The following is a 23174-nucleotide window of genomic DNA, read 5'->3' as shown; positions in this document are numbered from 1 at the left end:
CGCCCCGTGGCAATTGGGGCCGAGCAATGGGGTGGGCAGGGTGTCGTTCCTGGGGAACTGGTGGCGCGGTGGGGCGCCGAAGTACGAATTCGACAGCGGCGGAGCGTCGTATGTCGTCGAACTGACGAAGCGGAATCCGGTCGTCTCGCTGAGCAAGCAGGGGGCGGCCAGCGGACATCTCCGGGTCAATCTGCACTGGCAGATGCGGAGCTCCGACCTCGGTGAGCGGGGCGGCCGGCGCACGAGCAGTCTGCTGCGGCATCCGGGTCGGCTGTTCAAGCCCGAGGTGGTGCAGGCGCAGGGCCCGGCCGTGGTCAAGATCGACCTGGACCTGGCCTGCATGTACGAGCTCAAGGACGGCACCAAGGGCGTCGTGCAGCCGCTCGGCAACTTCCTGGGCGAGCTGAATGCTCCGCCGTATGTGCAGCTCAGCGGCGACGACCGGTTCGGTTCGCCGTCCGGCGAGACGCTGTACATCAACATGGACCACCGCGACGAGATCAAACGGCTGCTGATCTTCGTCTACATCTACGACGGGACCCCGGCCTTCGACCGTACGCACGCCGTTGTCACGCTCTACCCGAGCACCGGACCGCGCATGGAGATCAGGCTGGACGAGCGGGCGCCACAGGCCCGCTCCTGCGCCATATTCATGCTCGAGAACACCAAGGACGAGCTGACCGTGCGCCGCGAGGTGAAGTACGTCTACGGATTCCAGGCGGAACTCGACCGGCTGTACGGCTGGGGCCTCCAGTGGGGGCGGGGATACAAGTCGAAGGTCTGACGCTCTGACGGTGCGTGCCGCTGGTGGCCGCCGCGTTATCGCCGCTGGAACTGCGGTCCCTGCGGCGGCAGCACGAACGACGGGTCCGGCACGAACGGCTGCTGCGGATAGCCGTATGCCGGCGCAGGCGGCTGCTGGGGCGGCTGCGGATAGCCGTAGGCGGACGGTGGCGGCTGCTGGGGCTGGTACGGGGGCTGCTGCGGCGGCGGCCCCGGATAGCCGTACGCGGGCTGGGCCGGGGGCTGCGTGGGCGGCGGCGGGGCGTGGTGCGGGTAGCCGTAGCCGCCGGTGGGCTGCGGCGGGGCCGCGGAGTACGGCTCCGGCATCGGGTCCGGCATGTGCTGGGTGACGGTATCGGGGTCCGGCCCCGCAGCCGGGGCGGTCGCCTCCTCGGGCCAGGCGCTGGGCGGCGGGCTCACCGGGGCAGCAGGGGTGGCGGCCGGGCCGGGAGCGGACTGGCCGGTGGTGGGCTCGGAGTCTGCCGTGGGTTCCGCCGCGGGCGTCGCCGAGGCCGAAGTTCCCGGGGCCGGTGCCGCCGCAGGCCGGGAGGTCGTGGGTCCGTCCTGCTCCACCGAGATCCCGAACTCGGTCGCCAGGCCCACCAGTCCGCTCTCGTAGCCCTGTCCCAGCGCGCGGAACTTCCAGCTCTCGCCGCGCCGGTAGAGCTCTCCGCAGATCAGTGCCGTCTCGTCGCCCGTATCGGGCACCACGTCGAAGACCGCGATCGGATCGCCGTCGCTCGCCGCCGCGTCGTACAGCATGACCCGCAGATCCGGCACCAGCCGGAATGCCCCGCCGTCCGACGACGCGGCCAGCACCACCCGGTCCACGGACGGGTCCAGGGTGGCCAGATCCGCCTCGATGGTGTCCGTCAGGCTGTCGGAGAGGCGGGTCTTGGGCAGATGCCGGACCAGGCCGCTGGGGTGCCGGGGCTGGTTGTAGAAGACGAAGTCCTCGTCGGAGCGCACGCATCCCGCGGACCCCACCAGCAGGGCCGAGGCATCGACATCGGGGACACCGGCGCCGGGCGTCCAGCGCAGGACGGCCCGGACGGCCGTGGCGTCGAGGGGTACGTTCGACCCTTTCAGCATCGCGTGCGTCATGCCGCAATCCTGCCTTCCCGGAGGTCGCCGGGACAACGCGGGGGCCTGCCGGGCGTGGTTGCCGCGCTCGCACGGCCACCTGGACGCCGCGTGAGGGATACGAGATTTTCACGCACGGGGGAACTAACCGCACCTCCGCACACGTACGATTACCGGCTGGATCCAGACAGCGAGACGCAGCGGGGGCGCCGGGTCCCGCTTGTAGACGGGGAGTTGTATGCGGCATTTTGGGCACCTTCCGCCCGACATACGGAAGACGCTGTTCCACCAGGAGCCGGCGGACTTCACCGCCGAGTCTCCGGCGCGTACGCTCGCGGCCGCCCTGGGTGCCACGCTCTACAGCCCCGCCACCCGCCCGCGGCTCGCCGGCGACATCCTCAAACAGGCCGACCGGGGCGTGATGTCCATGGTGCTGTGCCTCGAGGACTCCATAGGGGACGGGGATGTGGAGGCCGGCGAGGAGAACCTCGTGCGGCAGTTCGGCCTGCTGGACGAGGCGGCCGCCGCGGGCACGGGTCTTCCGCTGCTGTTCATCCGCGTCCGGGAGCCCGGACAGATAACGGATCTGGTGCGCCGGATGGGGCCCACGGTGCGCAGGCTGTCGGGCTTCGTCCTGCCGAAGTTCACCGCGGAGCGCGGAGTGCCCTTCCTGGAGGCCCTGGCCGCCGCCGAGTCGGCCTGCGGGCGGCGGCTGTTTGCGATGCCGGTGCTCGAATCCCCGCAGCTGCTGCATCTGGAAAGCCGCGTCGAGACCCTCCGGGGCATCGCCGAGACCGTCGACAAGTACCGGGACCGCGTGCTCGCCCTGCGGCTCGGCGTCACGGACTTCTGCTCCGCCTATGGGTTGCGCAGGGCCCCCGACATGACGGCTTACGACGTCCACATCGTCGCCTCCGTGATCGCCGACGTGGTGAACGTGCTGGGCCGGGCGGACGGCACGGGCTTCACGGTCACCGGCCCGGTGTGGGAGTACTTCCGGCTGCATGAGCGGATGTTCAAGCCGCAGCTCCGCCGCAGCCCGTTCCTCGGCCGGGCCGAGGAGCTGCGGACGGCCCTGATCGAGCACGACATGGACGGCCTGCTGCGCGAGATCGAACTCGACCGGGCGAACGGGCTCCAGGGAAAGACCTGCATCCACCCCTCGCATGTCGCGCCGGTGCACGCCCTCTCGGTCGTCAGCCACGAGGAGTTCAGCGACGCGGCGGACATCCTGCGGCCCGAGCGCTGCGACGGCGGGGTCCTGCGGTCCGCCTACACCAACAAGATGAACGAGGTGAAGCCGCACCGTGCCTGGGCCGAACGCACCCTGTTGCGCGCCGAGGCATTCGGCGTCGCCCGAGAGGGCATCGGGTTCGTGGAACTGCTGACGGCAAGCCTCCCGCAGACCTGAAAACCGGTGAACGACATGGACGGAACGATGGAGGAGACGGAACGCGTGGTGTGGTCGGGAGAGTGGGTGGCCGAGCGGCTCGGAGTCTCGCTGAGCGGCGGGGACGAGCTGCCGGAGCTGCTGGGCCTTGCGCTGCGGCGCAACCCCAAGCGGGCCCATCTGCTCGTGTCGAACGTGCTGGGCAAGCACGTACCGCAGCGACCCGCCGTGGTCCAGGGCGCCGGCTACGGGCTGGGGCGCCGGGTACGCGAGCTGCTGGGTGACGAGGCCGCCGCCCGCTCCGTCGTCCTCGGCTACGCCGAGACCGCCACCGGCCTGGGGCACTCCGTGGCCGACGGCCTGGCGCTCGCGCCCTATCTGCACTCCACCCGCCGCCCCGTGAGCGGCGTCGACAAGGTGGGCGGCTTCGAGGAGGAGCACAGCCACGCCACCTCGCATCTGCTGCTCCCGGAGGACCGCGACCTCCTCGCCGGGAACGGGCCGTTGGTGCTCGTCGACGACGAGTTCTCCACTGGCAGGACCGTCCTCAACACCATCAGGGCGCTGCACTCGCGCTTTCCCCGTGACCGGTACGTGGTCGTCGCGCTGGTCGACATGCGCTCGGACGCCGACCGCGGCCATCTGGAGAAGCTCGCCGCGGAACTGGGCGCCCGTGTCGACCTCATATCCCTTGCCGCGGGCGGCGTAGGCCTGCCGTCGGGTGTGCTGGAGCGTGGCCAGGAACTCGTCGCCGCGCACGAGGGCGCCACGTCCTCGGCCACCGCCCCGGCGACGGTGAGCGGCCGTCGAAATGAGGCCGTACGGGTCGACCTCGGCTGGCCCGCCGGGCTGCCCGAGGGTGGCCGGCACGGCTTCACCCCCTCGCACCGCGAGCGGCTGGAGGCCGGGCTGCCGGCCATGGCCGCCCGTCTCGCGGCGCAGCTGGCCGGCGCCCGCCGGATCCTTGTCCTCGGCAACGAGGAACTGATGTACGCGCCGCTGCGGATCGCCGAGACCCTGGACACCCACCTCGCCGCTCACCGTGCGCCGGACGAGCGCGCGGAGGTCTTCTTCTCGACGACCACCCGGTCTCCCGTGCTCGCCGTGGACGACCCCGGCTACGCGATAAGGACCCGGCTCTCCTTCCCGGCCCACGACCGGCCGGCCGACGGGCCGGGGGAGCGATACGCATACAACGTCGCACCCGGAGCCGACCCCGCGCGCCGGTTCGACGCCGTCGTGGCCGTCGTCGACTCGCATGGCGACGGCCCCGAACTGCATGCCACCGACGGTCTTTTGGACCGGCTCGCCGGACACACCGACCGGCTGCTGCTCGCCGTCATCCCGTCGTACGCCCCGCAAGAACAGGCCAGCACCATGCCCCTCCCCGAGCCGCTGCGCGGCCCCGCCTTCTCCTCGTACGCCCCCGACGAGGTCGGCTGGCTGCTGCAGGATCTCTCCGACGTCACCCTGGAGGCGCCCACCGAGGAGCGCGAGGAGGCGATCCAGAGCGGCGGTGCCCACTACGCGGAGTCGCTGCCGGTCGAATACCAGCCGAGCGAGCAGTACCAGGCGCTGTTCCACAGCGCGCTGCAGACCTCGGCGAGCCGGATCGCGCGGGCCGTCGGTGTCGTCACCGAGACCGTGCTCGCCGAACTCCCCCAGCGCCGAAAGCGCCGGGGGGACTCCCCTCGCCCGGAGAACCCGCAGGCGCGACCGGTTCTGGTGTCGCTGGCGCGGGCCGGTACGCCCGTCGGTGTGCTGATGCGCCGCTGGGCGCTGCACGCCCACGGCCTGGACCTGCCGCACTACGCCGTTTCCATCGTGCGCGGCCGGGGGATCGACACCACCGCACTGCGTTGGCTGGCCGCCCATCACGACCCGGCTGACGTCGTCTTCGTGGACGGCTGGACCGGCAAGGGCGCCATCACCCGCGAACTCGCCCAGGCGCTGGCGGACTTCCCGGGCTTCGACCCGCGGATCGCCGTGCTCGCCGACCCCGGCGGCTGCGTCGAGACCTACGGCACCCGTGACGATTTCCTCATTCCGTCCGCCTGCCTCAACTCCACCGTCTCCGGGCTCATATCGCGGACCGTTCTGCGCAACGACCTCGTCGGCCCGAACGACTTCCATGGCGCGAAGTTCTACCGCGAACTGGCCGACGCCGATGTGTCGGGTGCGTTCCTCGACGCGGTCAGCGCGCGGTTCGACGAGGTCGGCGCGGCCGTCGCCGCGGATGTGAAGGAGCTGGCCGCCGCCGACCGGGCCCCCACCTGGGAGGGCTGGGCGGCCGTCGAGCGGATCAGTGAGGAGTACGGCATCCACGACGTCAACCTCGTCAAGCCCGGTGTGGGCGAGACCACCCGCGTCCTGCTGCGTCGCGTCCCCTGGAAGATCCTCGCCCAGCGGGATGCCGGGGCCGATCTCGATCATGTGCGCCTCCTGGCGGAACAGCGGGGCGTGCCCGTCGAAGAAGTCGACGAACTCCCCTATACCTGTGTCGGGTTGATCCACCCCCGCTTCACTCGCGGGGCGACGGGCGCTGACGGCAAGGCGGTGGCCTCCTGATGAGCGCGATCGTCGCCAGCGACCTCGACCGCACCCTGATCTATTCGGCCGCCGCGCTGGACCTCGCCATGCCCGACGCCGAGGCGCCCCGCCTGCTCTGCGTCGAGACCTATGAACGCAAGCCCCTCTCCTATATGACGGAGACGGCGGCCGCGATGCTCGCCGAACTGGCCGCCGGTGCCACGTTCGTGCCGACCACCACCCGCACCCGCGAGCAGTACGGACGCATCCATCTGCCGGGTCCGGAGCCGGAGTTCGCCATCTGCGCCAACGGCGGCCACCTTCTCGTACGAGGCCGATCGGACCCCGAATGGCAGCGCATCGTCGCCGAGCGTCTCGCCTCGCAGTGCGCACCCCTCGAGGAGATCCGCGCGCATCTCGTCCGTACCGCCGACCCGGCCTGGCTGCTCAAGGAGCGGGTCGCCGAGGACCTCTTCGCCTACCTCGTGGTCGAGCGGCCGCTGCTGCCGGACACCTGGGTGAAGGACCTCACCGGCTGGGCGGAACAGCGCGGCTGGACGGTGTCTCTGCAAGGCCGCAAGATCTATGCCGTGCCGAAGCCGCTCACCAAGAGCGCTGCCGTCGCGGAGGTGGCGCGGCGCACCGGGGCATCCGAGATCCTCGCGGCCGGCGATTCCCTTCTCGATGCCGATCTGCTGCTCGCGGCGGACCGCGGATGGCGGCCGGGACACGGCGAGCTGGCGGACTCCGGCTGGCAGGCCCCGCATGTCACGGCGCTCGACGAGCGCGGCGTCGCGGCGGGCGAGGAGATCGTCCGGGCCTTCATCCGCGGCGCCGCAGCCCCGGGCCGCGCCTGCTGACGCGGATAAGCGCAAAGGCCGCCACCGACAGCGCCGCTGCCGCGAGCACCACCTTCGAGTAGACGTCCACATAACCGGTCACCTCCTCCCAGTTCTCGCCGAGCGCATAGCCCGCGAGGACGAAGATCGCGTTCCAGATGAGGCTGCCGAGGGTGGTCAGGGCGAGAAAGACGGGCACCGGCATGCGCTCGATGCCGGCCGGTATCGAGATCAGGCTGCGGAAGAGGGGAATCATCCGGCCGAAGAACACCGCCTTGGTTCCGTGCCGCTGGAACCAGCGCTCCGTCTTCTCGATATCGGAGACCTTGACCAGCGGCAGCTTCGCCGCGATCGCGACCGTGCGTGCCCGCCCGAGCAGCGCGCCCGCGCCGTACAGCGCCAGTGCGCCGATCACCGAGCCGAGGGTGGTCCACACGAGCGCGGACGCCAGCTGCATCGTGCCGCGGCTCGCGGCGAAGCCCGCCAGCGGCAGGATCACCTCGCTCGGCAGCGGCGGGAACAGATTCTCTGCGGCGATCGCCAGACCCGCGCCGGGCGCGCCGAGCGCGTCCATGAGGTCCGTGATCCAGCCGGGTGGGGTGTTTCCGATGCTCTCGATCATGTTTTCAAAGCTATGAATTCCCGCGCGGCGGCACATTGCGGTGGACCGCACAAAACATTGCGGTTTTCCGCAGTGTGCGAGGACGCGGGATGCGGCTAGCGTTTTGATCATGTTCGGAATTGCGCGGCGCGGACTGCGCCTGACGACAGGGCTGGTGCTCGGTGCCGTGGTGGCGGTGGCCGAGCTCCCCTTCGTCATGTTCTCCGCGCTGGCGCTGCTGCTCGTGCTCGCCTCGTCGAGGGGCCGCCGCTCGGTCCTCAAGCCTGTGACGGCCGGCGCGCGGGCTCTGACCGAGGCCAACCGACGACGCCTCAGCCTCTATGTCTCGGTCGACACCGCAGATGAGTACACGGGCCACCGAGCCCTGCAATATCTGTCGCTGCGCTGGACGTTGGGCCTGCTGAGCGCTCTCGTCCTGTGCGCCGCGCTGCTCGGAGCGGCGTACGGCTCCGCCTGGATCTTCCTCCTGCCGTTCACCGAAGTCCGATACCCCGGCAGCCTCCTGTTCTCAAGCGCCGGCGGCCTGTTCCTTCTCTTTCTCAGCCTGCAGGGCGCGATCGGTGTCGCCGGGCTGGAGACCAAGCTGGCGCGCTATCACCTCGGTCCCAGCCGCCAGGAGGAGTTGGAGCGCCGTATCGAGCAGTTGGCCGCCACCCGCGCCGGCGTCATCGCCGCGGTGCACGACGAACGTCGCCGCATCGAGCGGGATCTGCACGACGGTGTGCAACAGCGGCTGGTGGCGCTGGGGATGTTGCTCGGCCGTGCGCTGCGCAGCCAGGACGAGCGGCGCGCGAACCAACTCCTGCACCAGGCCCACGAAGAGAGCAGCCGGGCGCTCACCGAGCTGCGCGAAGTGGCGTGGCGGGTCTATCCGACGGTGCTGGACGAGGCGGGGCTGCGGGCGGCTCTGGAGACCGTCGCCGAGCGGTCCGCCATCCCCGTACGCCTCGACTATCGGCTTGCAGCAGAACCCGAGTCCGATGTGGCGACAGTGGCCTACTTCGTGATCTGTGAAGCTGTCACCAACGCGGTCAAGCATTCGGGCGCCGGGCGGATAACGGTCCGCGTCGCCCCTGGCGAGGACGCCGTGCTGGTGCATATCGAGGACAACGGACTGGGCGGCGCGGACATCACCGGCAGCGGCCTGTTCGGGCTGGCGCGCCGGGTCGCGGCCCTAGACGGCCGGTTCCGGGTGGACAGTCCGGCCGGCGGACCCACCACCATCACCGCGGAGCTGCCGTGCGCGTAATGCTTGCCGACGATTCCACCCTGCTGCGGGAGGGCTTGGCGCGCCTCCTTGCCGAGGAGGGGCATCAGGTGACAGCCGCGGTCGGCGACGCCGATCAGCTGATCGCCGTTCTGGAGCGAGCGGAGGAGAAGCCGCATGCGGTGGTCGTGGATGTGCGCATGCCCCCCACGCACACCGATGAGGGGCTGCGGGCAGCCGTACAGATCCGGGAGCGCTGGCCGGAGGTCGGCGTACTGGTGCTGTCCCAGTACGTCGAGCGCCGTTATGCGACCGAGCTGCTCACCGACGACAGCGAGGGCGTGGGCTATCTCCTGAAGGACCGAGTGGTGCGTGTGGACGAGTTCCTGGACGCGCTGGAGCGGGTGGGCGCCGGGCAGGCGGCGTTCGACCGTGAAGTCGTACGGCAGTTGCTGGCGCGCAGCAGCCTGACTGACCCGCTGGGCACGCTGACCGGGCGTGAGCGGGAGGTGCTCGGGCAGATGGCGGAGGGTCACACCAATGCGGCGATCGCCGTCCGGCTGCACATTTCGCAGAGCGCCGTGGAGAAACACATCAATGCGATCTTCGAGAAGCTGGGCCTCACCGGCACATCGGGCTACTCGCGCCGGGTGCTGGCGGTGCTGCGCTACTTGGGGACGTGAGGAGCCCGGAGGTGGGGGAGTCGGCCCGATGGGGATATGACGACGGCCTGCGGAGGGAAGGGTGAAGCGGATGGGAGGAGACCCAGTGACCAAAACCAAGAGCACACCGATCACCCCTGAGCTGTACGACTACGTCCTTGCGCACAATCCGCCATTGGACTCCGTGCAGCGGGGCCTGGTGGAGACGACACAGCAGAAGTTCCCGGATGTGGCGGGGATACAGTCGGCGCAGGAGCAGGGGCCGATGCTCGCGTTTCTGGTACGGCTGATCGGGGCTCGGCACATCGTCGAGGTGGGGACGTTCACCGGATTCTCGGCGCTGGCGATGGCCCAGGCGCTGCCCCCGGACGGCACCCTGATCGCCTGCGACATCTCCGAGGAGTGGACGGCCTACGGCCGCGAGGCCTGGGCGGCGGCCGGAGTCGATGACCGTATCCAGCTGCGGATCGCGCCCGCCCTGGACACCCTGCGGGCCATGCCGGCCGAGCCGCATATCGACCTCGTCTATCTCGACGCGGACAAGGCCAACTACATCCCCTACTGGGAGGAAGTGGTCCCCAGGCTGCGGCCGGGCGGTCTGGTCGTCGCGGACAACGTCCTCTTCCACGGCCAGGTCGCCGATCCGGCGGCGACCGGATCGGCTCTGGCGATCAGAGGGTTCAACGACCATGTGCGGGCCGATGACCGTATGGAGGCGGTGATGCTCACCGTGGCGGACGGAGTGACGCTGGCGCGCAGGCGGTAGCGGGCCGGACAGACCCTAGCCGCAGCAGCCGCCCCCGCAGCAGCCGCCACCCCCGCCGCCGCTCGGGGCGGGGGCGGATGCGGAGCCGCCGACGGCTACCGCGGACAGGAGCTTCACGGTGTCCTCGTGGCCTTCGGGGCAGACGGCCGGGGCGGAGGACTCGGCCATCGGCCGGTTCAGCTCGAAGGTGGTGTCACACGGGCGGCACCGGTATTCGTAACGAGGCATGGCCACAGGTTAGCCGCGGTGCGGTCACCGCACGACCGTGCCGGGTGGTGCGCTGAGCATGCCCAGCTCCGCGCGGGTCGGCGCGCCCTCCCAGTCCCCGGGCGAGGCGACCGCGAACGCGCCGGTGGTGACCGCGCGGGCCAGCCGTCCGGCCAGGTCGGCGCCGTCCAGCAGCGCGGAGAGATAGCCCGCCACGAAGGCGTCGCCCGCGCCCACGGCGTCCACGGCCCGTACCGGCTGCGCGGGCCGGTGGAGTGAACCGTCGCCGGTGAAGGCGGTCGCCCCGTCCGCGCCCAGTTTGACCACGACCTCGCCGACGCCCTGCTCCAGCAGCAGCCCGGCCTGTGCCGCGAGCGTGGCGGCCGGGTCGTGCTGCGGCCCGGAGCCCGTGCCCGGCGTGCCTGTCCCCGTGCCCGGCGCGCCTGCCGAGAGGCCCGCAGGCAGACACAGGGGCAGCTCGTCGTCGGAGGCGATCAGGATGTCCACGGAGGGAATCCACTCGCGCAGGACCTGGGCGGCGTCCTCCGGGGTCCACAGACGCGCGCGGAAATTGACATCGAGACAGACCAGCGAGTCGTTCTGCCGGGCGAGTCGGAGTGCGTGGCGGGCCGCTGAGCGGGCTGCAGGGCTCAGCGCGGGGGTGATGCCCGTCAGGTGCAGGACGCGGGGCGGGGCGGCGGAAAAGGCGCGTTCGACCGCGTCCTCCTGGAGCCGGGAACCGGCCGATCCCGCACGGTAGTAGTGCACCCGGGTGACCTCGGGGAGGCGGGGCTCGAAGAGGATCAGGCCGGTCGGGGCGTCCGGGTCGGTCGAGGCGGCGGACACCTCGACACCCTCGGCCCGGAGCGTACGGAGCACCAGCTGCCCGGCCTCGTCGTTGCCGACCGCGCCTGCCCAGCCCACCCGGTGCCCCAGCCGGGACAGGCCGATCGCGACATTGCTCTCCGCGCCGGCGATGGAGACGGCCATCGTGCCGCCGAGTTTCAGCGGGCCGCTGCCGCGCAGGGAGATCATCGTCTCGCCGAAGGTGAGGACGTCCGGCCCGGGGCGCCGCCCCTCGCACAGCGCCGCCCGCCGCGTCTCCCGGCTCGCGCGCCCCTGCCCCTGTGACAACTCCTCGCTCATCGCGCGCACGCTGCCTTGAATTCCGCCGCGCGACGGCGCAGCGCGTCCAGGTCGCCGCCGTCTGCCGCGTCCCCGATCAGCGGCGATCCGACGCCCACTGCTACCGCTCCGGCCGCGAAGTACGCGCCCGCCGCGGCCGCGTCCACCCCGCCGACCGGCACGAACGGCAGCTCGGGGAAGGGCGCACGAAGCGCCCGCAGGTAGCCGGGGCCACCGAGGGAGGCCGGGAAGAGTTTCAGCGCGGAGACCCCCAGCGCATCGGCCGCGATCACCTCGGACGGTGTCCACACCCCGGCGAGTGTCGGCAGCCCCTGCCGTACGGCCTCCTCCAGGCCGGTCCCGAGACCGGGCGTCACGATCAGATTTGCCCCCGCTTCGGCGGCGCGGCGCGCGTCGGCGGCGAAAAGGACGGTGCCCGCCCCGAGCCAGGCCGCATCGCCGAGTGCGGCGCGCGCCCGCCGAATGACCATGAGGGCGTCGCGGCCGCTGAGCGAGACCTCGACCAGCGCAATGCCCTCCTCCGCCAATGCCATGACCGTACGGAAGGACGCCTCCCCATCCGTGCCGCGGATGATGGCGACCAGCCGCTCGGCCCGGAGCGCTGTGCTCAAGTCCATGGGTTTCCCGCTCTCTCCTGCTTCGGTGCCCGGTCGGTCACCATTCTGCGAACGCGCCGTCCTCATGACGCCAGACGGGGTTCCGCCAGGCGTGGCCCTTCTCATCGGCCGCGCGCACGGCAGCCTCGTCCACCTCCACGCCGAGCCCCGGGCGCTCGGTGCGCAGCAGAGTCCCGTCGTGGAAGCGGAACGGCTCCGGATCCACGACGTAATCCAGCAGCTCGGCGCCCTGGTTGTAGTGGATGCCGATGGACTGCTCCTGGATGAGGAAGTTCGGTGTGGCGAAGGCGACTTGGAGGCTGGCGGCCAGAGCGACCGGGCCGAGCGGGCAGTGCGGGGCGAGCTGTGCCCCGTACGTCTCGGCGAGCGCGGCGATCCGGCGCAGCTCGGAGATGCCGCCCGCGTGCGAGATGTCGGGCTGCAGGATCGACACGCCGGCTTGGAGCGGATCCAGGAACTCACGGCGGGTGAAGAGACGTTCACCGAGTGCGAGGGGAATGGGGGAGGTGTTCACGAGGTCATGGAGGGCATGCATGTGGTCGGAGAGGACGGGCTCCTCGACGAACATCGGCGCGTACTCCGCCAGAAGCGGAAGCAGTCTGCGGGCGTTGGCGGGGGAGACCCGCCCGTGGAAGTCGAGGCCGAAGTCCCGTTCGTCGCCGAGCACTTCGCGCGCGGTCTCGGCGCGCAGCAGACACGCCCGTACCTCGGCGCGGGTGGCCACCGGGGTCATCCGGCCGCAGCCGTTCATCTTGACGGCCGTGAAGCCGGCCTCGATCTGCGCGGTGACCGCGTCCCGGATGGCGCCCGGCTCGTCCCCGCCGACCCAGGCGTAGGCGCGGATCCGCTCCCGTACGGGACCGCCGAGCAGCTGATGGACGGGGGCGCCGTAGCGTTTTCCCTTGATGTCCCACAGCGCCTGGTCGAGGCCGGCGACGGCGGACGAAAGGACCGGTCCGCCACGGTAGAAACCGCCCTTGGTCATGACCTGCCAGTGGTCCTCGATACGCGACGCGTCCTGCCCCAGGAGGTATTCGGACAGCACTTCCACGGCCGCCCGGACCGGTTCCGCCCGCCCTTCGACCACCGGCTCCCCCCAGCCGACAACGCCCTCATCGGTCTCCACGCGTACGAACATCCAGCGCGGCGGGGCGAGGAACGTCTCGATGCGGCTGATCTTCATTCAGCGGACCGTCCTTTCGGCGTCGGGATCCTGCGCGTCGTCCTGCCCGAAGCTGTCGTCGCCGCAGCCGCAAGGGTCGTCGCAGTCGCAGTCGCAGTCGCAGTCGCAGTCGCGGTCCTGGCCTCGGTCACGGCGATTGTCGCGCGGAACCGCCGGGGAGCGGGCGGTTGCCTACCGGTGTTCTCGGGCGGACTTGTCGAGCAGTTCGAGCATCGCCATATAGGCGTCGTCGACGTCCCGGTTGCGTACGGCCTCGACGACCGCGGCGTGCGCGGCATGCGGATGGTCGATTTCGTCGCCGCCGGCCTGCACCGCCCGATCGCGCTGGATGAGGACGGGCACGATCACGCGGTGCAGCTGGGCATAGAAGCGGTTGTTCGACGCGAGCAGCATCGCCGTGTGGAAGGACGCGTCGGCGCGTACCAGCAGCTCCGGATCGCCGTCGGTGGCCGCCATCGCGCTCAGCGCGGCGTCGAGTGCCGCGAGATCGTCGTCGGTACGGCGCTCCGCGGCGAGCGCGGCCGCCGCGGGCTCGATGGACCGGCGGAGCTCGAGCATATCGGCGAAGAAATCGGACGAGGCGCCGGCCGCGAGCTTCCAACGCAGCACATCGCTGTCCAGCAGATTCCAGTCCTCGCGGGGGCGGACCAGGCCGTCGCCCTTCTGACTGGCGTCGACCAGGCCCTTGGCGGCCAGTACCTTGATCGCTTCGCGCGCCACGGTCTGGCTGACGTCCAGCTCCGTCATGAGATCCGCCAGGGAGAGCGCGTCGCCCTCACCATAGGTGCCGTCGAGGATCCGCGTGGCAAGCGCTTCGACGGTCACTTTGTGCATCCCGCGTCCCGCGGGCGAGGCGGCGTTGCCCGACTGCGTCATCCTGCTTGCTCCCTGCTCCGTCCCGCTCGCTGCGTCCGGCCAGCCGTCAGGGCGTACCGAGTCACGACCCCGCCTCGGTACGCCCTGACGTCTCCTCGCCCCGGCTCACGACTCCTTGCTGCCGGTGCCGGTCCCCGACTTTGTGCCGCTGCCGGCGGGTCGTTTTTGGCCGGTGACGCTGGTCCCGGGGCCGAGCGAACCGAGTCCGGCGTGCAGCGTGCCCTGTATCCGCGTGCGGAAGGAGAGTCGTCCGGCAGTCATTCCGGGTACGGCATGCAGCTGCCCGCGGTCAAAGGCTTCGGCATCCTCCGGATGCCGGGCCCGCCAGTACGGGTTGTCCTGCGACAGCCCGCCGCTCACCCGTCCGTACATCCCGAAGACCAGCAGCATCAGGCCGACCACGAAGCTGAAGAGGACGTTCTGGATCTTGAAGGCGAGGAAGTTCGCACCGGTCTGCAGCAGGGCCAGGTTCACAAACCCGCTGAGGAGGAAGAGGACGCCCCACACGATGTTGAGCGTGGAGGCGAAGTTCCCGCCGATGACCGCGCCGACGGCGAGGATCGCTCCGACGACGATCGAGATCACGCTCAGCGCGCCGTTGGTGTTCAGCCCGGCTACGGTGTCGCCGCCGGTGTCGAAGAAGCCGATGTTGTGGGTCAGACCGAGGACACCGAAGGCGAGCAGCACCAAGCCCATCAGGCCGGCGCCGATGCGGTAGATCTTGCTCAGCCGGTGGTCCACCGGCAGATGCTCGTCGAGCCGGGTACGCCTCAGCTTGACCCGGTGGAGAGGGTTGGCGGGCCCGTGCAGGATCTGGTCAGTAGCCCCAGTAGCCATGTCCGGCCTCCTTCGCGCAGATGTGCCGCCTGGGCCGTACTCACTCAAGCATCCGCCAACGACCCATTTCACGCCATCGCGCCCGGACAACGGACCGCTGCGGCACCGGATCGCCTCCGGCACCGGATCGTCCACGGCTCCCCGGTGCCCTTGCCCTTCCGCGTCTCAGCCGCCGGCCGTGCCCCGTGCGTCCCGGATCTCCTGCACCACCCGGGCCGCCGTCTGCCGTACGGCCTCGGTCTCGGTCAGGAAGTGCCACCAGTCCGGATGCCGCCCCTCCAGGCCCGCAACCGCCCGGTCCAGCCGCGCCACCGCCTCGTCCAGGGGCCCCGCATGCCGCGGATCGGGGGTGTTGCGCCCGGACATCGCCAGCCGCTGCGCGTCCCGGACCGCGAAGCGGGTCCGCTCGACCTCTTTCTGCCGGTCGAACGACACTGCATCCAGTCGCTGCAGCCGGTCACCGGCCGCGGACACCGCCTCGTCCGTACCGTCCAGCAGCGCCCGTACGGTCCCCAGCCTGCTCGTGGCGTCCGCCCAGCGCTGCTCGTCGCGGGCCTGCTGCGCCTCCCGCAGCTTGACCTCGGCCTGTTTGACGGACTGCGCGGCCTGTTCCGGCACCTGCTGCAGGTCCTGCCAGCACGCCGCGCTGTACCGTCGCCGCAGCTCGCTGAGGATCGGATCGACCTTTTCGGCGCGCGTCGTGATCGCCTGCGCGCGCGTCCGCAGCGAGACCAGCCGCTTGTCGATCTCCGCCGCTTTCCCCGGCAGCCGTGCGGCCTCGGTCCGTACGTCCTCGGCCTTGCGCAGGACGTCGTCGGCGCGCCGGATCGTCTCCTGGACGCCGTGCTGCCCGGCGCCCTGGTTGAGCTTGGTCAGCTCCGGCGCGAGCGCCGCCAGCCGGGCTGCCAGGTCGTCGGCCTTCAGGCCCTGCGCCCGGACCGTGTCCAGGGCGTTGCTCGCCGCCAGCAGCGCCTGCCGCGCCCGCTCCACCGCCGGGGCCAGCCGGGCCAGCTGCGTCTCGGCGGTCTGCAGCAGCGGCCCGAGCCCCTGCGCGAAGCGGTCGAGGTCGCCCTTGACGCGGTTGAGCTCGTCCTTGGCGCGCACCAGATCCGTCCGCGCCCGCGACACCGCCGGACCGTCCAGGTCGTCACGGTCCAGGTCATGGGCGTCGACGGCGGTGATGTAGCCCTGGCTCACCTCGTCGATCCGGCGGCCGAGCCCCTCGTACTCCTCCGCGGCCCTCCGGGCCGGTGGCGAACTGTCGACCGCGGTGATGGTCTCTATGGAGATCCGCAGATCCCGCTGCGCGGTGTCCAGCTCGTAGAACGCCGCCGCCGCGGCATCCTTCGCCGCCTGCGCCTCGGCCCGCTGACTCTCCCCGCGCCCGAACCAGCGGCGGGTGCCTCCACCCGCGAACGACTGCGGCGCCATCGCCACCAGCAACGGCAGCGGCAGCAGAACGAGCGCCACCATGTCCCTGACGGGACCCCCACGCGGACGACGGCGTGCTCGCTGCTCATGCGGCTGCGTGTGTGTCGCCGTCACATCCCTCTCCCGATCGGATTCGCCCCAGAACCGACTGTCATTCTCCCACTCCACGGAAACGAACACACCGGCCGGTAAGTTCGCAGTTCGAGCACGGGTTTGCAGTCCAGCCCCGTCGGCAAGGTAGTCTGTCGGCTCGGCCAGGGCGCATAGCTCAGCGGTAGAGCGCTGCTCTTACAAAGCAGATGTCGGCGGTTCAAATCCGTCTGTGCCCACAGAGAAATAGCAGGTCAGAGACCCCTTCACGCACTTGCGTGGAGGGGTCTTCGTCTGCTGGTGCCCATGCAGTGAATGTCGGTGCGGCCGGGCCGCCGCTTCCTGGGCCGATTCCTGCTCCTGCTCCTGCTCCAACCCCTGCTCCTGCCCGGCTCCTGCTTGCAGCCACCCGTCTCCTTGCTTCCTCAGGCGGCTGTCGGCCCTTGGCGCAGGCGCGCGTCCAGTCGATCAACGTCTGCGACACCTCGATCATGACCCTCTGCTTTCGTTCCGGCATGTGAAGGGTCGACAAACCCACGCTGGTGCCGACAGTAGGACGAACGGCAGCAGGGGCAGGAGCGAGAGCGCAGGGAGGAAGATCCTCAGCACACCGGGAGTGGGCACGACGTGTTCCTTACCCGAAGGAATCGAAGTGCGACACCGCAGCCCACCCCATATCTACTACCTTTGCCTCACCGCCAGCCCAGCGCTCCGACCAGGGGATCACTGCGAACTGGTGGGGATCGCAAGCCTGTTGGAGGCCGCGCGCGAGATGGCGAACAGTCTGCGCAGGTGCTTCGGGGAGTGGCCGAGGGCTACGGGCGTTCCGTGACGGGCGTGGGGCGAACGCGGGCGTTGTGAATCGGTCACAGCTCGGTCGGCGGACGGGGCGACGGATCGGTCAACGGATCGGTCAACGGATCTGTCATGGGCGGCGGAGAGCCGTGGTGTGATGGCGCTGTGAGCCGCGCTGCAGAAGAGACCAACCGCCGCATGCTTCGGGCACGGGATGCGATGGACCGCGCGTATGCGCAGCCGCTGGACGTCCCGGCCCTGGCTCGGATCGCCCATGTGTCGGAGGCCCACTTCACGCGTACGTTCCGGGCCACGTTCGGAGAGACGCCACACCGCTACCTGCAGCGCCGCCGTGTCGAGCGGGCGATGTTCCTGCTGCGGGAGACCGACCGCAGTGTGACGGACATCTGCTTCGAAGTCGGCTTCGGCAGTCCGGGAACCTTCAGCCGCACGTTCCGCGACATCGTCGGCCGCTCGCCGAGGACGTACCGGCAGGAGGCGGCGTCCACGGGCGTGCCGACCTGCTTCACGATGGCGTGGACGCGGCCGAGCGCCTGATCATCCGCACCGTTCGTGGCGTCCGTCGACTGAGCAGTTTTGGATAAGTTTTCGTCCGGAGTGACCAGTAGCGTGATGCACATGTTCACCGCAATCACGCATTCAGCAATTTACGTCCTCGACCAAGACGAAGCACTCGACTTCTACGTCGGCAAGCTTGGCCTGGAGGTCGGCGCGGACGTCGATATGGGCTTCATGCGCTGGCTGACCGTCAGCGTCCCCGGCCACCCGGAGCGGCAGATCCTGCTGGAGAAGCCGGGCGCTCCGGCGATGTCCGAGGAGACGGCGCAGCAGGTCCGCGAGCTGGTGACCAAGGGCGCGATGGGTGGCTGGCTCATTCTCACCACGGACGACTGCCGCAAGACGTACCAGACGCTGCTGGGCCGGGGCGTCGAGTTCACCGAGGAGCCCACCGACCGTCCGTACGGAACCGACTGCGGCCTCCGCGACCCCTTCGGCAACCGCATCCGCTTCACGCAGCCGAGGGCCTGAGGCCGGTCCGCGGGCGTCCGGGCGACACGGCAACAGCGGAGAGGGAGAAGACGGCGAAGGGCTGGTGATGCAGGTTCTCTGCGTGACCGGCGAAACGGCTCCGTACCGAGGAAGGTGCGGGGCCTTCGTCGTGTTCCGGCGCGCGAGGCCGCGCCGTGCCGTGGCGGCCTCGCGCGTGATCGCCGTTCGTGGTGCCGGGGCTCGCTATGGTCCGTGCATGCAAGCGGGAGATATCTCAACATGGACGGGCGTAGCGGTCACACTGGTCATTTCGAGCTGCTCCTGGGTCGACTCGCGGCGGCAGGCCCGCATCGGCAAGGAAGCCAACGAGATCAGCCATCTGCAGGCAGAGGCGGCCGCGCGGCGGGCGAGTGCGGTGGAGGACACGCTTGCCGCGGCGCTGCGCATTTTGGGGGAGCGGGGGCCGGGTTCCTCTCTGGAGCTGCCCGAGTCGTTCGGTGGGGTGCATGGCGAGGTGCGGTGGGAGGTGCGGCGGCGCGGCGGGCACCGGTTCGCGCTGCGGAATGTGGGCTCGGCCACCGCTTTCGGGGTCCGTGTCGATCCCGATGGCCTGGGGGCGAGCGCGCGCAACCTCCCGCAGGACGCCACCGTCCGGCCCGATGAGTCGGTGCAGTTCGTGATGGCGGCGGGCGTGGGGCGCCGGCTTCCCGGTGAGGTGTGCGTCCGGTGGGACGGGCGCGCGCAGGGGAAGGCGCAGGCGCAGGCCGCGGTGGTGCCCGTCGCGTGAGGGATTCGGCGGTGCCTTGTGGGGTTTTTGGGTGCTTCGGTGGCGGTTCATCCCGTTGGGTTGTGTGGCTTGTTCATGGTTGTCCGTCCCGGGGCGGCTGTGTATCGTCGTGGACGTAGATTTGAACTTTCAAGTAAATCCTCAAGGCCTTCGGCCCGGCCGACCTCGACACGGGAAGAGCGCTCTCCATGACGTCCCCCCTCAGCACTCGCCAGACCCCCTTGTTCGGTGCGGACACGCGCCGGGCGCCCGCTACGCACGGCACCGACACCGGACTTCTCCTGCTGCGCATCGCGCTCGGGCTGACCATGGCCGCGCATGGGGCCCAGAAGCTGTTCGGCTGGTTCGGTGGTGGCGGGCTGGAGGGGACGGGGCAGTTCTTCGCGATGAGCGGCTATCCGTCGGGGAAGACGATGGCCCTGGTCGCGGGGGTGAGCGAGACGCTCGGCGGGCTCGGGTTGGTGCTCGGGCTGCTCACGCCGCTCGCCGCCGCGGCGGTCGTCGGCACGATGATCAACGCCCTCGCCGTGAAGTGGGGCGGCGGATTCTTCGCACCCAAGGGCGTGGAGTACGAGCTGCTGCTGACCGCGGGCGCGGCGGCGCTGGCGCTGACCGGCCCCGGCCGCTTTGCCGCCGACCGCCTCCTGCCCGCGCTGCGCGTGCACCGGCTCGTCCACGGTGTGGTCGCGCTGGTGCTCGCCGTGCTGGTCGCCGGGGGCGTGCTGCTGGTCCGGAAGTAGCGAGGCAGCGCAGGCAGGAACCCGCGGAAGCGGGGATACGCAGAAGCAGGTGTGCCGTGGCTCCTGAGGGCGTCGCGGCGGGAGTGGGGAGAGAATCTTGTCCGTACGCCGTCTCAACCACGCGGTGCTCTATATCCGCGATGTGGCGCGGTCTGTCGCCTTCTATACCGAAGCCCTCGGGCTGACGCTGGATGCCGAGATACCGGGGCGCGCCGCCTTCCTCAGCGCTCCCGGCTCGCTCAACGACCACGACCTGGGGCTGTTCGCGGTGGGGCCGGACGCGCCGGGCCCGGAGGCGGGCCGGGCCGGGCTCTACCACTTGGCTTGGGAAGTCGGCACGCTCGGCGAACTCGCCGCGACCGAGCGGCGGCTCGCGGCGCGCGGCGCGCTGGTCGGCGCCACCGACCATCTCGTCTCCAAGTCCGTGTACGCCAAGGATCCGGACGGCAACGAGTTCGAGGTGATGTGGCGGGTCCCGCGGGAGCAGTGGCCCGGCCCGGACGTGCTGGACCGGCTGCGCCCGCTGGACCTTGCCGCGGAGCTCGAGCGCTGGGGGCCCGACCTGATGACCGGCGCGGCGGCCGGCTCGGCCACCTGACGGCCGCGCGGAAGCGGGGCGTCCGGGCCTATGAGCCCGACGACGTCCTCGCCGCCCAGCGTTTTTCGACCCCGGCCAGGCGCCAGTACGCCAACGCCGCCGCCCACACCACCACGAACAGGCCGACGATGACGAAGCCGACATTGTCGAGGTCGAGGCCGGAAACCCAGCCGGTCACCGGGTCGTTGAGGGCCAGCTTGTCGTGCAGCACGGTCACCAGCTCGATGGTGCCGATGAAGAGGGCGACGGCGATCGACAGGCCGGTGATGGTGAGGTTGTAGTAGACCTTGCGCACCGGGTTGGAGAACGCCCACTGGTAGGCGAAGTTCATGAAGGTGCCGTCGAGGGTGTCGAAGAGGCTCATTCCGGCGGCGAACAGCAGCGGCAGGCACAGGACGGCGTACCAGGGAAGGCCGGCCGCGGCGCCGCTGCCCGCCATCACCATCAGCGTCACTTCGGTCGCGGTGTCGAAGCCGAGGCCGAAGAGGAAGCCGAGCGGGAACATCTGGCCGGGGCGGGAGATCGCGCGGGTGAACCGCCCCAGGATGCGGTTCATGAAGCCGCGCGCATCGAGGCGCTGTTCCAGCTCGGCCTCGTCGTAGTGGCCGTCGCGCATCCCGCGGAAGACCCGCCAGATCCCGGTCAGGGCGATGAGGTTGAGCGCGGCGATGAGGTAGAGGAACGTCCCCGAGACCGTGGTGCCGACTGTGCCGAGAATCTGATGGGTGCGGGATTCGTCGTTGAGCAGCGTGCCGGCGAGCTGGGCGCCGCCCGCCACCAGGGCGGCCATCAGGACGACCACGCTGGAGTGGCCCAGGGCGAACCAGAAGCCCACCGAGACCGGCCGCTTGCCGTCTGCCATCAGCTTGCGGGTGGTGTTGTCGATCGCGGCGATGTGGTCGGCGTCGAAGGCATGCCGCATGCCGAGGGTGTACGCGGTGATGCCGAGTCCGACACCGAAGGCCTTGCTTCCCACGGTGTAGTGGCCGGGGACGACGAGCAGGAAGAGCACGCCGAAGGCGACGACGTGCAGCCCGGCTATGACGGCCATCAGGCCCGCGGTACGGACGGTGTCCTGCCGGCGCCAGCGGAACGCGGCGGAAGCAGGGGTGGTCGGGGTATCGGTGGACAGGGCCATCCGGCGGTCACGCTCCAGCACCTCGTGGATCAGTTCGTGAGATGCCGTGGCCGGTCTCCTGGCTTACAGGTGCACGCGCCCGGCCCCGCCTTCCCGGCCGCGGGCTGCGGTCAGTGGCGCCGTAGGCGCGCAAGCGCATACGGAAGGGCCGGGAACTCCCCGATCACAGTGGCGAGGGCCGCTCCGGTCTGGGACCACAAGGTCCGTCACCGGTCTTCCCGAACACCACGGCACGGCCAACTCTAGCCGCCGCCCCACGCGGCGCGGACGGCCCCTCGGAGCGCGGCGGTATCAGCGCGCCAGGGAGGAGAGGAAGGCGCGCAGTTCGCGGTCGTAGACCGCGGTGTTCTCCAGATTGACCATATGGGCCGCGCCCGGTATCCGGACCCTGCGGGCACCCGGCACGGCGAGGGTGATCGCATGGGCGTTGGCGGAGATGTCCGTGCTGTCGAGGTCGCCGTCGAACACGACCGTCGGCACCCGTATCTCGGACAGCCGGTCGGCGGCGCCGACCTCTCTCGGCATTCCGACGCCCACGCCGTCGGCGTGAACCTCGACCGTGGCCGCGGCCGAGGCGCGCATCCGCTCGCGCAGCCCGGGGTGCACGTCGGACGGCCGGCGGTGCGGGCCGTCCACCCACATCCGCAGGAAGTGTTCGACATACCGCTCCGCGCCGTCCGGTGCGCCGATCGCCGCCACCTGCTCCTTGATGTGCTCCAGGACGAAGGGGTCGGTGAAGGCGCGACCGCTGACGCCCGGTGCGGCGAGGGCCAGGGCACTGACCCGGTCCGGGTGGGCGAGGGCGGCGTCGAGGGCGACCCGGGAGCCGTGCGAGAGGCCGACGAGGACGGCACTCGGGACGTCGAGGGCGTCGAGGAGGGCACACAGGTCGTCGTGGTTGGACCAGTCGCCGGTGACGGTGGAGGAGAGGCCGTGGCCGCGGGAGTCGTAACGGATCACGCGGTGACCGGAGCCGGCCAGCCAGGAGAACTGTTCGTCCCACATGCGCACGTCGAGCATGCCGCCGTGGAGCAGCACCACCGCGGGCCCCTCACCGGCCGTTTCGTAGAACAGCTCGCCGTCCTCGACCGGCACGGTGCCGTTGTCGAGCTCGGACCAGGCGGCGAATGGGTGGGTCATTCTCTGTGCACTCCCTTGTGTCAGCGATGCGGTGGTGCTGCGGTGGTACGGAGTCTCGGCGCTCCGTGGCTAATGATGCCGTTCGGGCTGGTTGTCCTCGTTGTCCGGCCCCTCCGGGGCAACGCGTGAGCCGTTCGCCAGGTGCCGGAACTCCTCGCCGAGCCGGTCGAGTACGCGAAGGGCCGTTCCGACGTCGTCGGCCGAGAGGTCGGCCAGTCCGCGGCGCAGCTCGGCGGCCTCGAACTGCTGGATTCCGCGCATCACCTCGCCGCCCTCGGTGGTGAGCTCGATCAAAGGCGAGCGGCGGTGGGCGGGGTTGGGGGCCGTCACCACCAGGCCCAGCTCCGCCGCGTGGTTCACCCAGCGCTGCACCGGCTGCCGGTCGAGCCCCATGGTGCGGGCCAACTGCGGCACGGTCCGGGGGCCTTCGCTGCGGAGTGCGTCGAGCAGGGCGTGCTCGCCGGCGGTCATGCCGGTGCCTTCCAGCTCGCGCTCCACCGCGCGCACGATCGTGCGGTGCAGGGGCCACAGGCGTCGTATGACGTCGTACAGAAGCTCTTCGGTGGGGGCCGGCCGGTCACTGTCATCCGCCTCAACGACACTCATGATGTCATGATGACACTGGAAGTGTCGTTTGAGAAGGGCCGTGCCGCGGAAGGACGAGAGCGAGGCAACCGGCGGGTCCACGGCGGGAGGC

General features: G+C 70.5%; 24 protein-coding genes, 1 tRNA gene and 1 riboswitch. Of the genes, 13 read left to right on the top strand and 12 right to left on the bottom strand.

Annotation, left to right across the window (positions count from 1 at the left end; translation table 11 throughout):
* The first annotated feature begins 40 nt into the window (after positions 1-40).
* Complete coding sequence (locus ACIGWZ_RS05350) at positions 41-784, top strand: Tellurium resistance (RefSeq protein WP_400061061.1); 744 nt, start codon at positions 41-43, stop codon at positions 782-784.
* A gap of 35 nt (positions 785-819) precedes the next feature.
* Here ACIGWZ_RS05350 and ACIGWZ_RS05345 read toward each other — a convergent pair whose 3' ends face one another.
* The gene (locus ACIGWZ_RS05345) at positions 820-1887 is read right to left on the bottom strand and encodes a TerD family protein (protein ID WP_400061059.1); all 1068 of its coding nucleotides are present in this window, start codon (positions 1885-1887) and stop codon (positions 820-822) included.
* Positions 1888-2104: 217 nt separating this feature from the next.
* On the opposite strand from ACIGWZ_RS05345, the gene ACIGWZ_RS05340 reads away from it, so the two are divergent.
* The 3 genes from ACIGWZ_RS05340 to ACIGWZ_RS05330 are packed head-to-tail and all read left to right on the top strand — an operon-like array spanning position 2105 to position 6645.
* The gene (locus ACIGWZ_RS05340) at positions 2105-3277 is read left to right on the top strand and encodes an HpcH/HpaI aldolase/citrate lyase family protein (RefSeq protein WP_400061057.1); all 1173 of its coding nucleotides are present in this window, start codon (positions 2105-2107) and stop codon (positions 3275-3277) included.
* A gap of 15 nt (positions 3278-3292) precedes the next feature.
* A complete protein-coding gene (locus ACIGWZ_RS05335; RefSeq protein WP_400061055.1) occupies positions 3293-5824 on the top strand; it encodes a phosphoribosyltransferase in 2532 nt (843 codons plus the stop codon).
* Positions 5824-6645: an HAD family hydrolase gene (locus ACIGWZ_RS05330; protein WP_400061053.1), complete on the top strand. Its 822-nt coding sequence runs from the start codon at positions 5824-5826 to the stop codon at positions 6643-6645. Before ACIGWZ_RS05335 ends, ACIGWZ_RS05330 begins: the two co-directional genes overlap by 1 nt.
* On the opposite strand, the gene ACIGWZ_RS05325 is transcribed toward ACIGWZ_RS05330, so the two are convergent.
* Entirely contained in the window at positions 6608-7246 is a 639-nt protein-coding gene (locus ACIGWZ_RS05325) for a DedA family protein (protein ID WP_400061051.1), read from the bottom strand. The two genes, ACIGWZ_RS05330 and ACIGWZ_RS05325, sit on opposite strands and share 38 nt — an antisense overlap.
* A 109-nt stretch (positions 7247-7355) precedes the next feature.
* Between ACIGWZ_RS05325 and ACIGWZ_RS05320 the strand changes: the two genes are divergently transcribed.
* The 3 genes from ACIGWZ_RS05320 to ACIGWZ_RS05310 all read left to right on the top strand — a co-directional run bounded on the left by ACIGWZ_RS05320 (position 7356) and on the right by ACIGWZ_RS05310 (position 9881).
* Positions 7356-8495, top strand: coding sequence for a sensor histidine kinase (locus ACIGWZ_RS05320; protein WP_400061049.1), 1140 nt, complete (start codon positions 7356-7358; stop codon positions 8493-8495).
* Entirely contained in the window at positions 8495-9136 is a 642-nt protein-coding gene (locus ACIGWZ_RS05315) for a LuxR C-terminal-related transcriptional regulator (protein ID WP_400061992.1), read from the top strand. Before ACIGWZ_RS05320 ends, ACIGWZ_RS05315 begins: the two co-directional genes overlap by 1 nt.
* Before the next feature lie 85 nt (positions 9137-9221).
* Positions 9222-9881, top strand: coding sequence for an O-methyltransferase (locus tag ACIGWZ_RS05310; RefSeq protein ID WP_400061048.1), 660 nt, complete (start codon positions 9222-9224; stop codon positions 9879-9881).
* A gap of 15 nt (positions 9882-9896) precedes the next feature.
* Here ACIGWZ_RS05310 and ACIGWZ_RS05305 read toward each other — a convergent pair whose 3' ends face one another.
* The 7 genes from ACIGWZ_RS05305 to ACIGWZ_RS05275 all read right to left on the bottom strand — a co-directional run bounded on the left by ACIGWZ_RS05305 (position 9897) and on the right by ACIGWZ_RS05275 (position 16292).
* A complete protein-coding gene (locus tag ACIGWZ_RS05305) occupies positions 9897-10109 on the bottom strand; it encodes a zinc ribbon domain-containing protein (protein WP_400061046.1) in 213 nt (70 codons plus the stop codon).
* A gap of 24 nt (positions 10110-10133) precedes the next feature.
* Positions 10134-11234, bottom strand: a complete 1101-nt coding sequence (locus ACIGWZ_RS05300; RefSeq protein ID WP_400061044.1) for a sugar kinase — start codon at positions 11232-11234, stop codon at positions 10134-10136.
* Positions 11231-11851, bottom strand: a complete 621-nt coding sequence (locus ACIGWZ_RS05295) for a bifunctional 4-hydroxy-2-oxoglutarate aldolase/2-dehydro-3-deoxy-phosphogluconate aldolase (protein ID WP_400061042.1) — start codon at positions 11849-11851, stop codon at positions 11231-11233. Before ACIGWZ_RS05295 ends, ACIGWZ_RS05300 begins: the two co-directional genes overlap by 4 nt.
* A 37-nt stretch (positions 11852-11888) precedes the next feature.
* On the bottom strand, positions 11889-13034 hold the full coding sequence (gene dgoD, locus ACIGWZ_RS05290) for a galactonate dehydratase (protein WP_400061040.1): 1146 nt from the start codon (positions 13032-13034) through the stop codon (positions 11889-11891).
* Positions 13035-13205: 171 nt separating this feature from the next.
* The gene (locus tag ACIGWZ_RS05285; protein ID WP_400061038.1) at positions 13206-13910 is read right to left on the bottom strand and encodes a FadR/GntR family transcriptional regulator; all 705 of its coding nucleotides are present in this window, start codon (positions 13908-13910) and stop codon (positions 13206-13208) included.
* Positions 13911-14015: 105 nt separating this feature from the next.
* The gene (locus tag ACIGWZ_RS05280; protein WP_400061036.1) at positions 14016-14747 is read right to left on the bottom strand and encodes a DUF4383 domain-containing protein; all 732 of its coding nucleotides are present in this window, start codon (positions 14745-14747) and stop codon (positions 14016-14018) included.
* A 165-nt stretch (positions 14748-14912) separates the two neighbouring features.
* Positions 14913-16292 carry a hypothetical protein gene (locus ACIGWZ_RS05275; protein ID WP_400061034.1) on the bottom strand — a complete coding sequence of 460 codons (1380 nt, stop codon included), beginning with the start codon at positions 16290-16292 and terminating at the stop codon, positions 14913-14915.
* Positions 16293-16435: 143 nt separating this feature from the next.
* On the opposite strand from ACIGWZ_RS05275, the gene ACIGWZ_RS05270 reads away from it, so the two are divergent.
* The 6 genes from ACIGWZ_RS05270 to ACIGWZ_RS05245 all read left to right on the top strand — a co-directional run bounded on the left by ACIGWZ_RS05270 (position 16436) and on the right by ACIGWZ_RS05245 (position 20199).
* A tRNA-Val gene (locus tag ACIGWZ_RS05270) sits at positions 16436-16507 on the top strand.
* 721 nt (positions 16508-17228) lie between these two features.
* Entirely contained in the window at positions 17229-17621 is a 393-nt protein-coding gene (locus ACIGWZ_RS05265) for a helix-turn-helix domain-containing protein (protein ID WP_400061032.1), read from the top strand.
* Between the two features lie 81 nt (positions 17622-17702).
* Positions 17703-18113 (top strand): VOC family protein, encoded by a 411-nt coding sequence (locus ACIGWZ_RS05260; RefSeq protein WP_400061030.1) that lies wholly within the window; start codon positions 17703-17705, stop codon positions 18111-18113.
* Positions 18114-18330: 217 nt separating this feature from the next.
* On the top strand, positions 18331-18861 hold the full coding sequence (locus ACIGWZ_RS05255) for a hypothetical protein (RefSeq protein ID WP_400061028.1): 531 nt from the start codon (positions 18331-18333) through the stop codon (positions 18859-18861).
* Positions 18862-19049: 188 nt separating this feature from the next.
* Complete coding sequence (locus tag ACIGWZ_RS05250) at positions 19050-19601, top strand: DoxX family protein (protein ID WP_400061026.1); 552 nt, start codon at positions 19050-19052, stop codon at positions 19599-19601.
* Positions 19602-19698: 97 nt separating this feature from the next.
* Positions 19699-20199 (top strand): VOC family protein, encoded by a 501-nt coding sequence (locus ACIGWZ_RS05245; protein ID WP_400061024.1) that lies wholly within the window; start codon positions 19699-19701, stop codon positions 20197-20199.
* 28 nt (positions 20200-20227) lie between these two features.
* Here the strand turns inward: ACIGWZ_RS05245 and ACIGWZ_RS05240 are convergent, their stop codons facing one another.
* The 3 genes from ACIGWZ_RS05240 to ACIGWZ_RS05230 form a co-directional block, all read right to left on the bottom strand.
* On the bottom strand, positions 20228-21337 hold the full coding sequence (locus tag ACIGWZ_RS05240; protein ID WP_400061990.1) for a HoxN/HupN/NixA family nickel/cobalt transporter: 1110 nt from the start codon (positions 21335-21337) through the stop codon (positions 20228-20230).
* A gap of 30 nt (positions 21338-21367) precedes the next feature.
* Positions 21368-21582, bottom strand: a riboswitch (cobalamin riboswitch).
* Between the two features lie 46 nt (positions 21583-21628).
* Positions 21629-22477, bottom strand: coding sequence for an alpha/beta fold hydrolase (locus ACIGWZ_RS05235; protein ID WP_400061022.1), 849 nt, complete (start codon positions 22475-22477; stop codon positions 21629-21631).
* A 69-nt stretch (positions 22478-22546) separates the two neighbouring features.
* Entirely contained in the window at positions 22547-23083 is a 537-nt protein-coding gene (locus tag ACIGWZ_RS05230; RefSeq protein ID WP_400061020.1) for a MarR family winged helix-turn-helix transcriptional regulator, read from the bottom strand.
* Positions 23084-23174 lie beyond the last annotated feature (91 nt).

Source organism: Streptomyces sp. NPDC053427 (assembly GCF_044544985.1).
Taxonomy (GTDB): Bacteria; Actinomycetota; Actinomycetes; order Streptomycetales; family Streptomycetaceae; genus Streptomyces.
The sequence above is the reverse complement of the archived record's forward strand: the minus strand, read 5'-3'. Positions and strand labels throughout refer to the sequence as shown.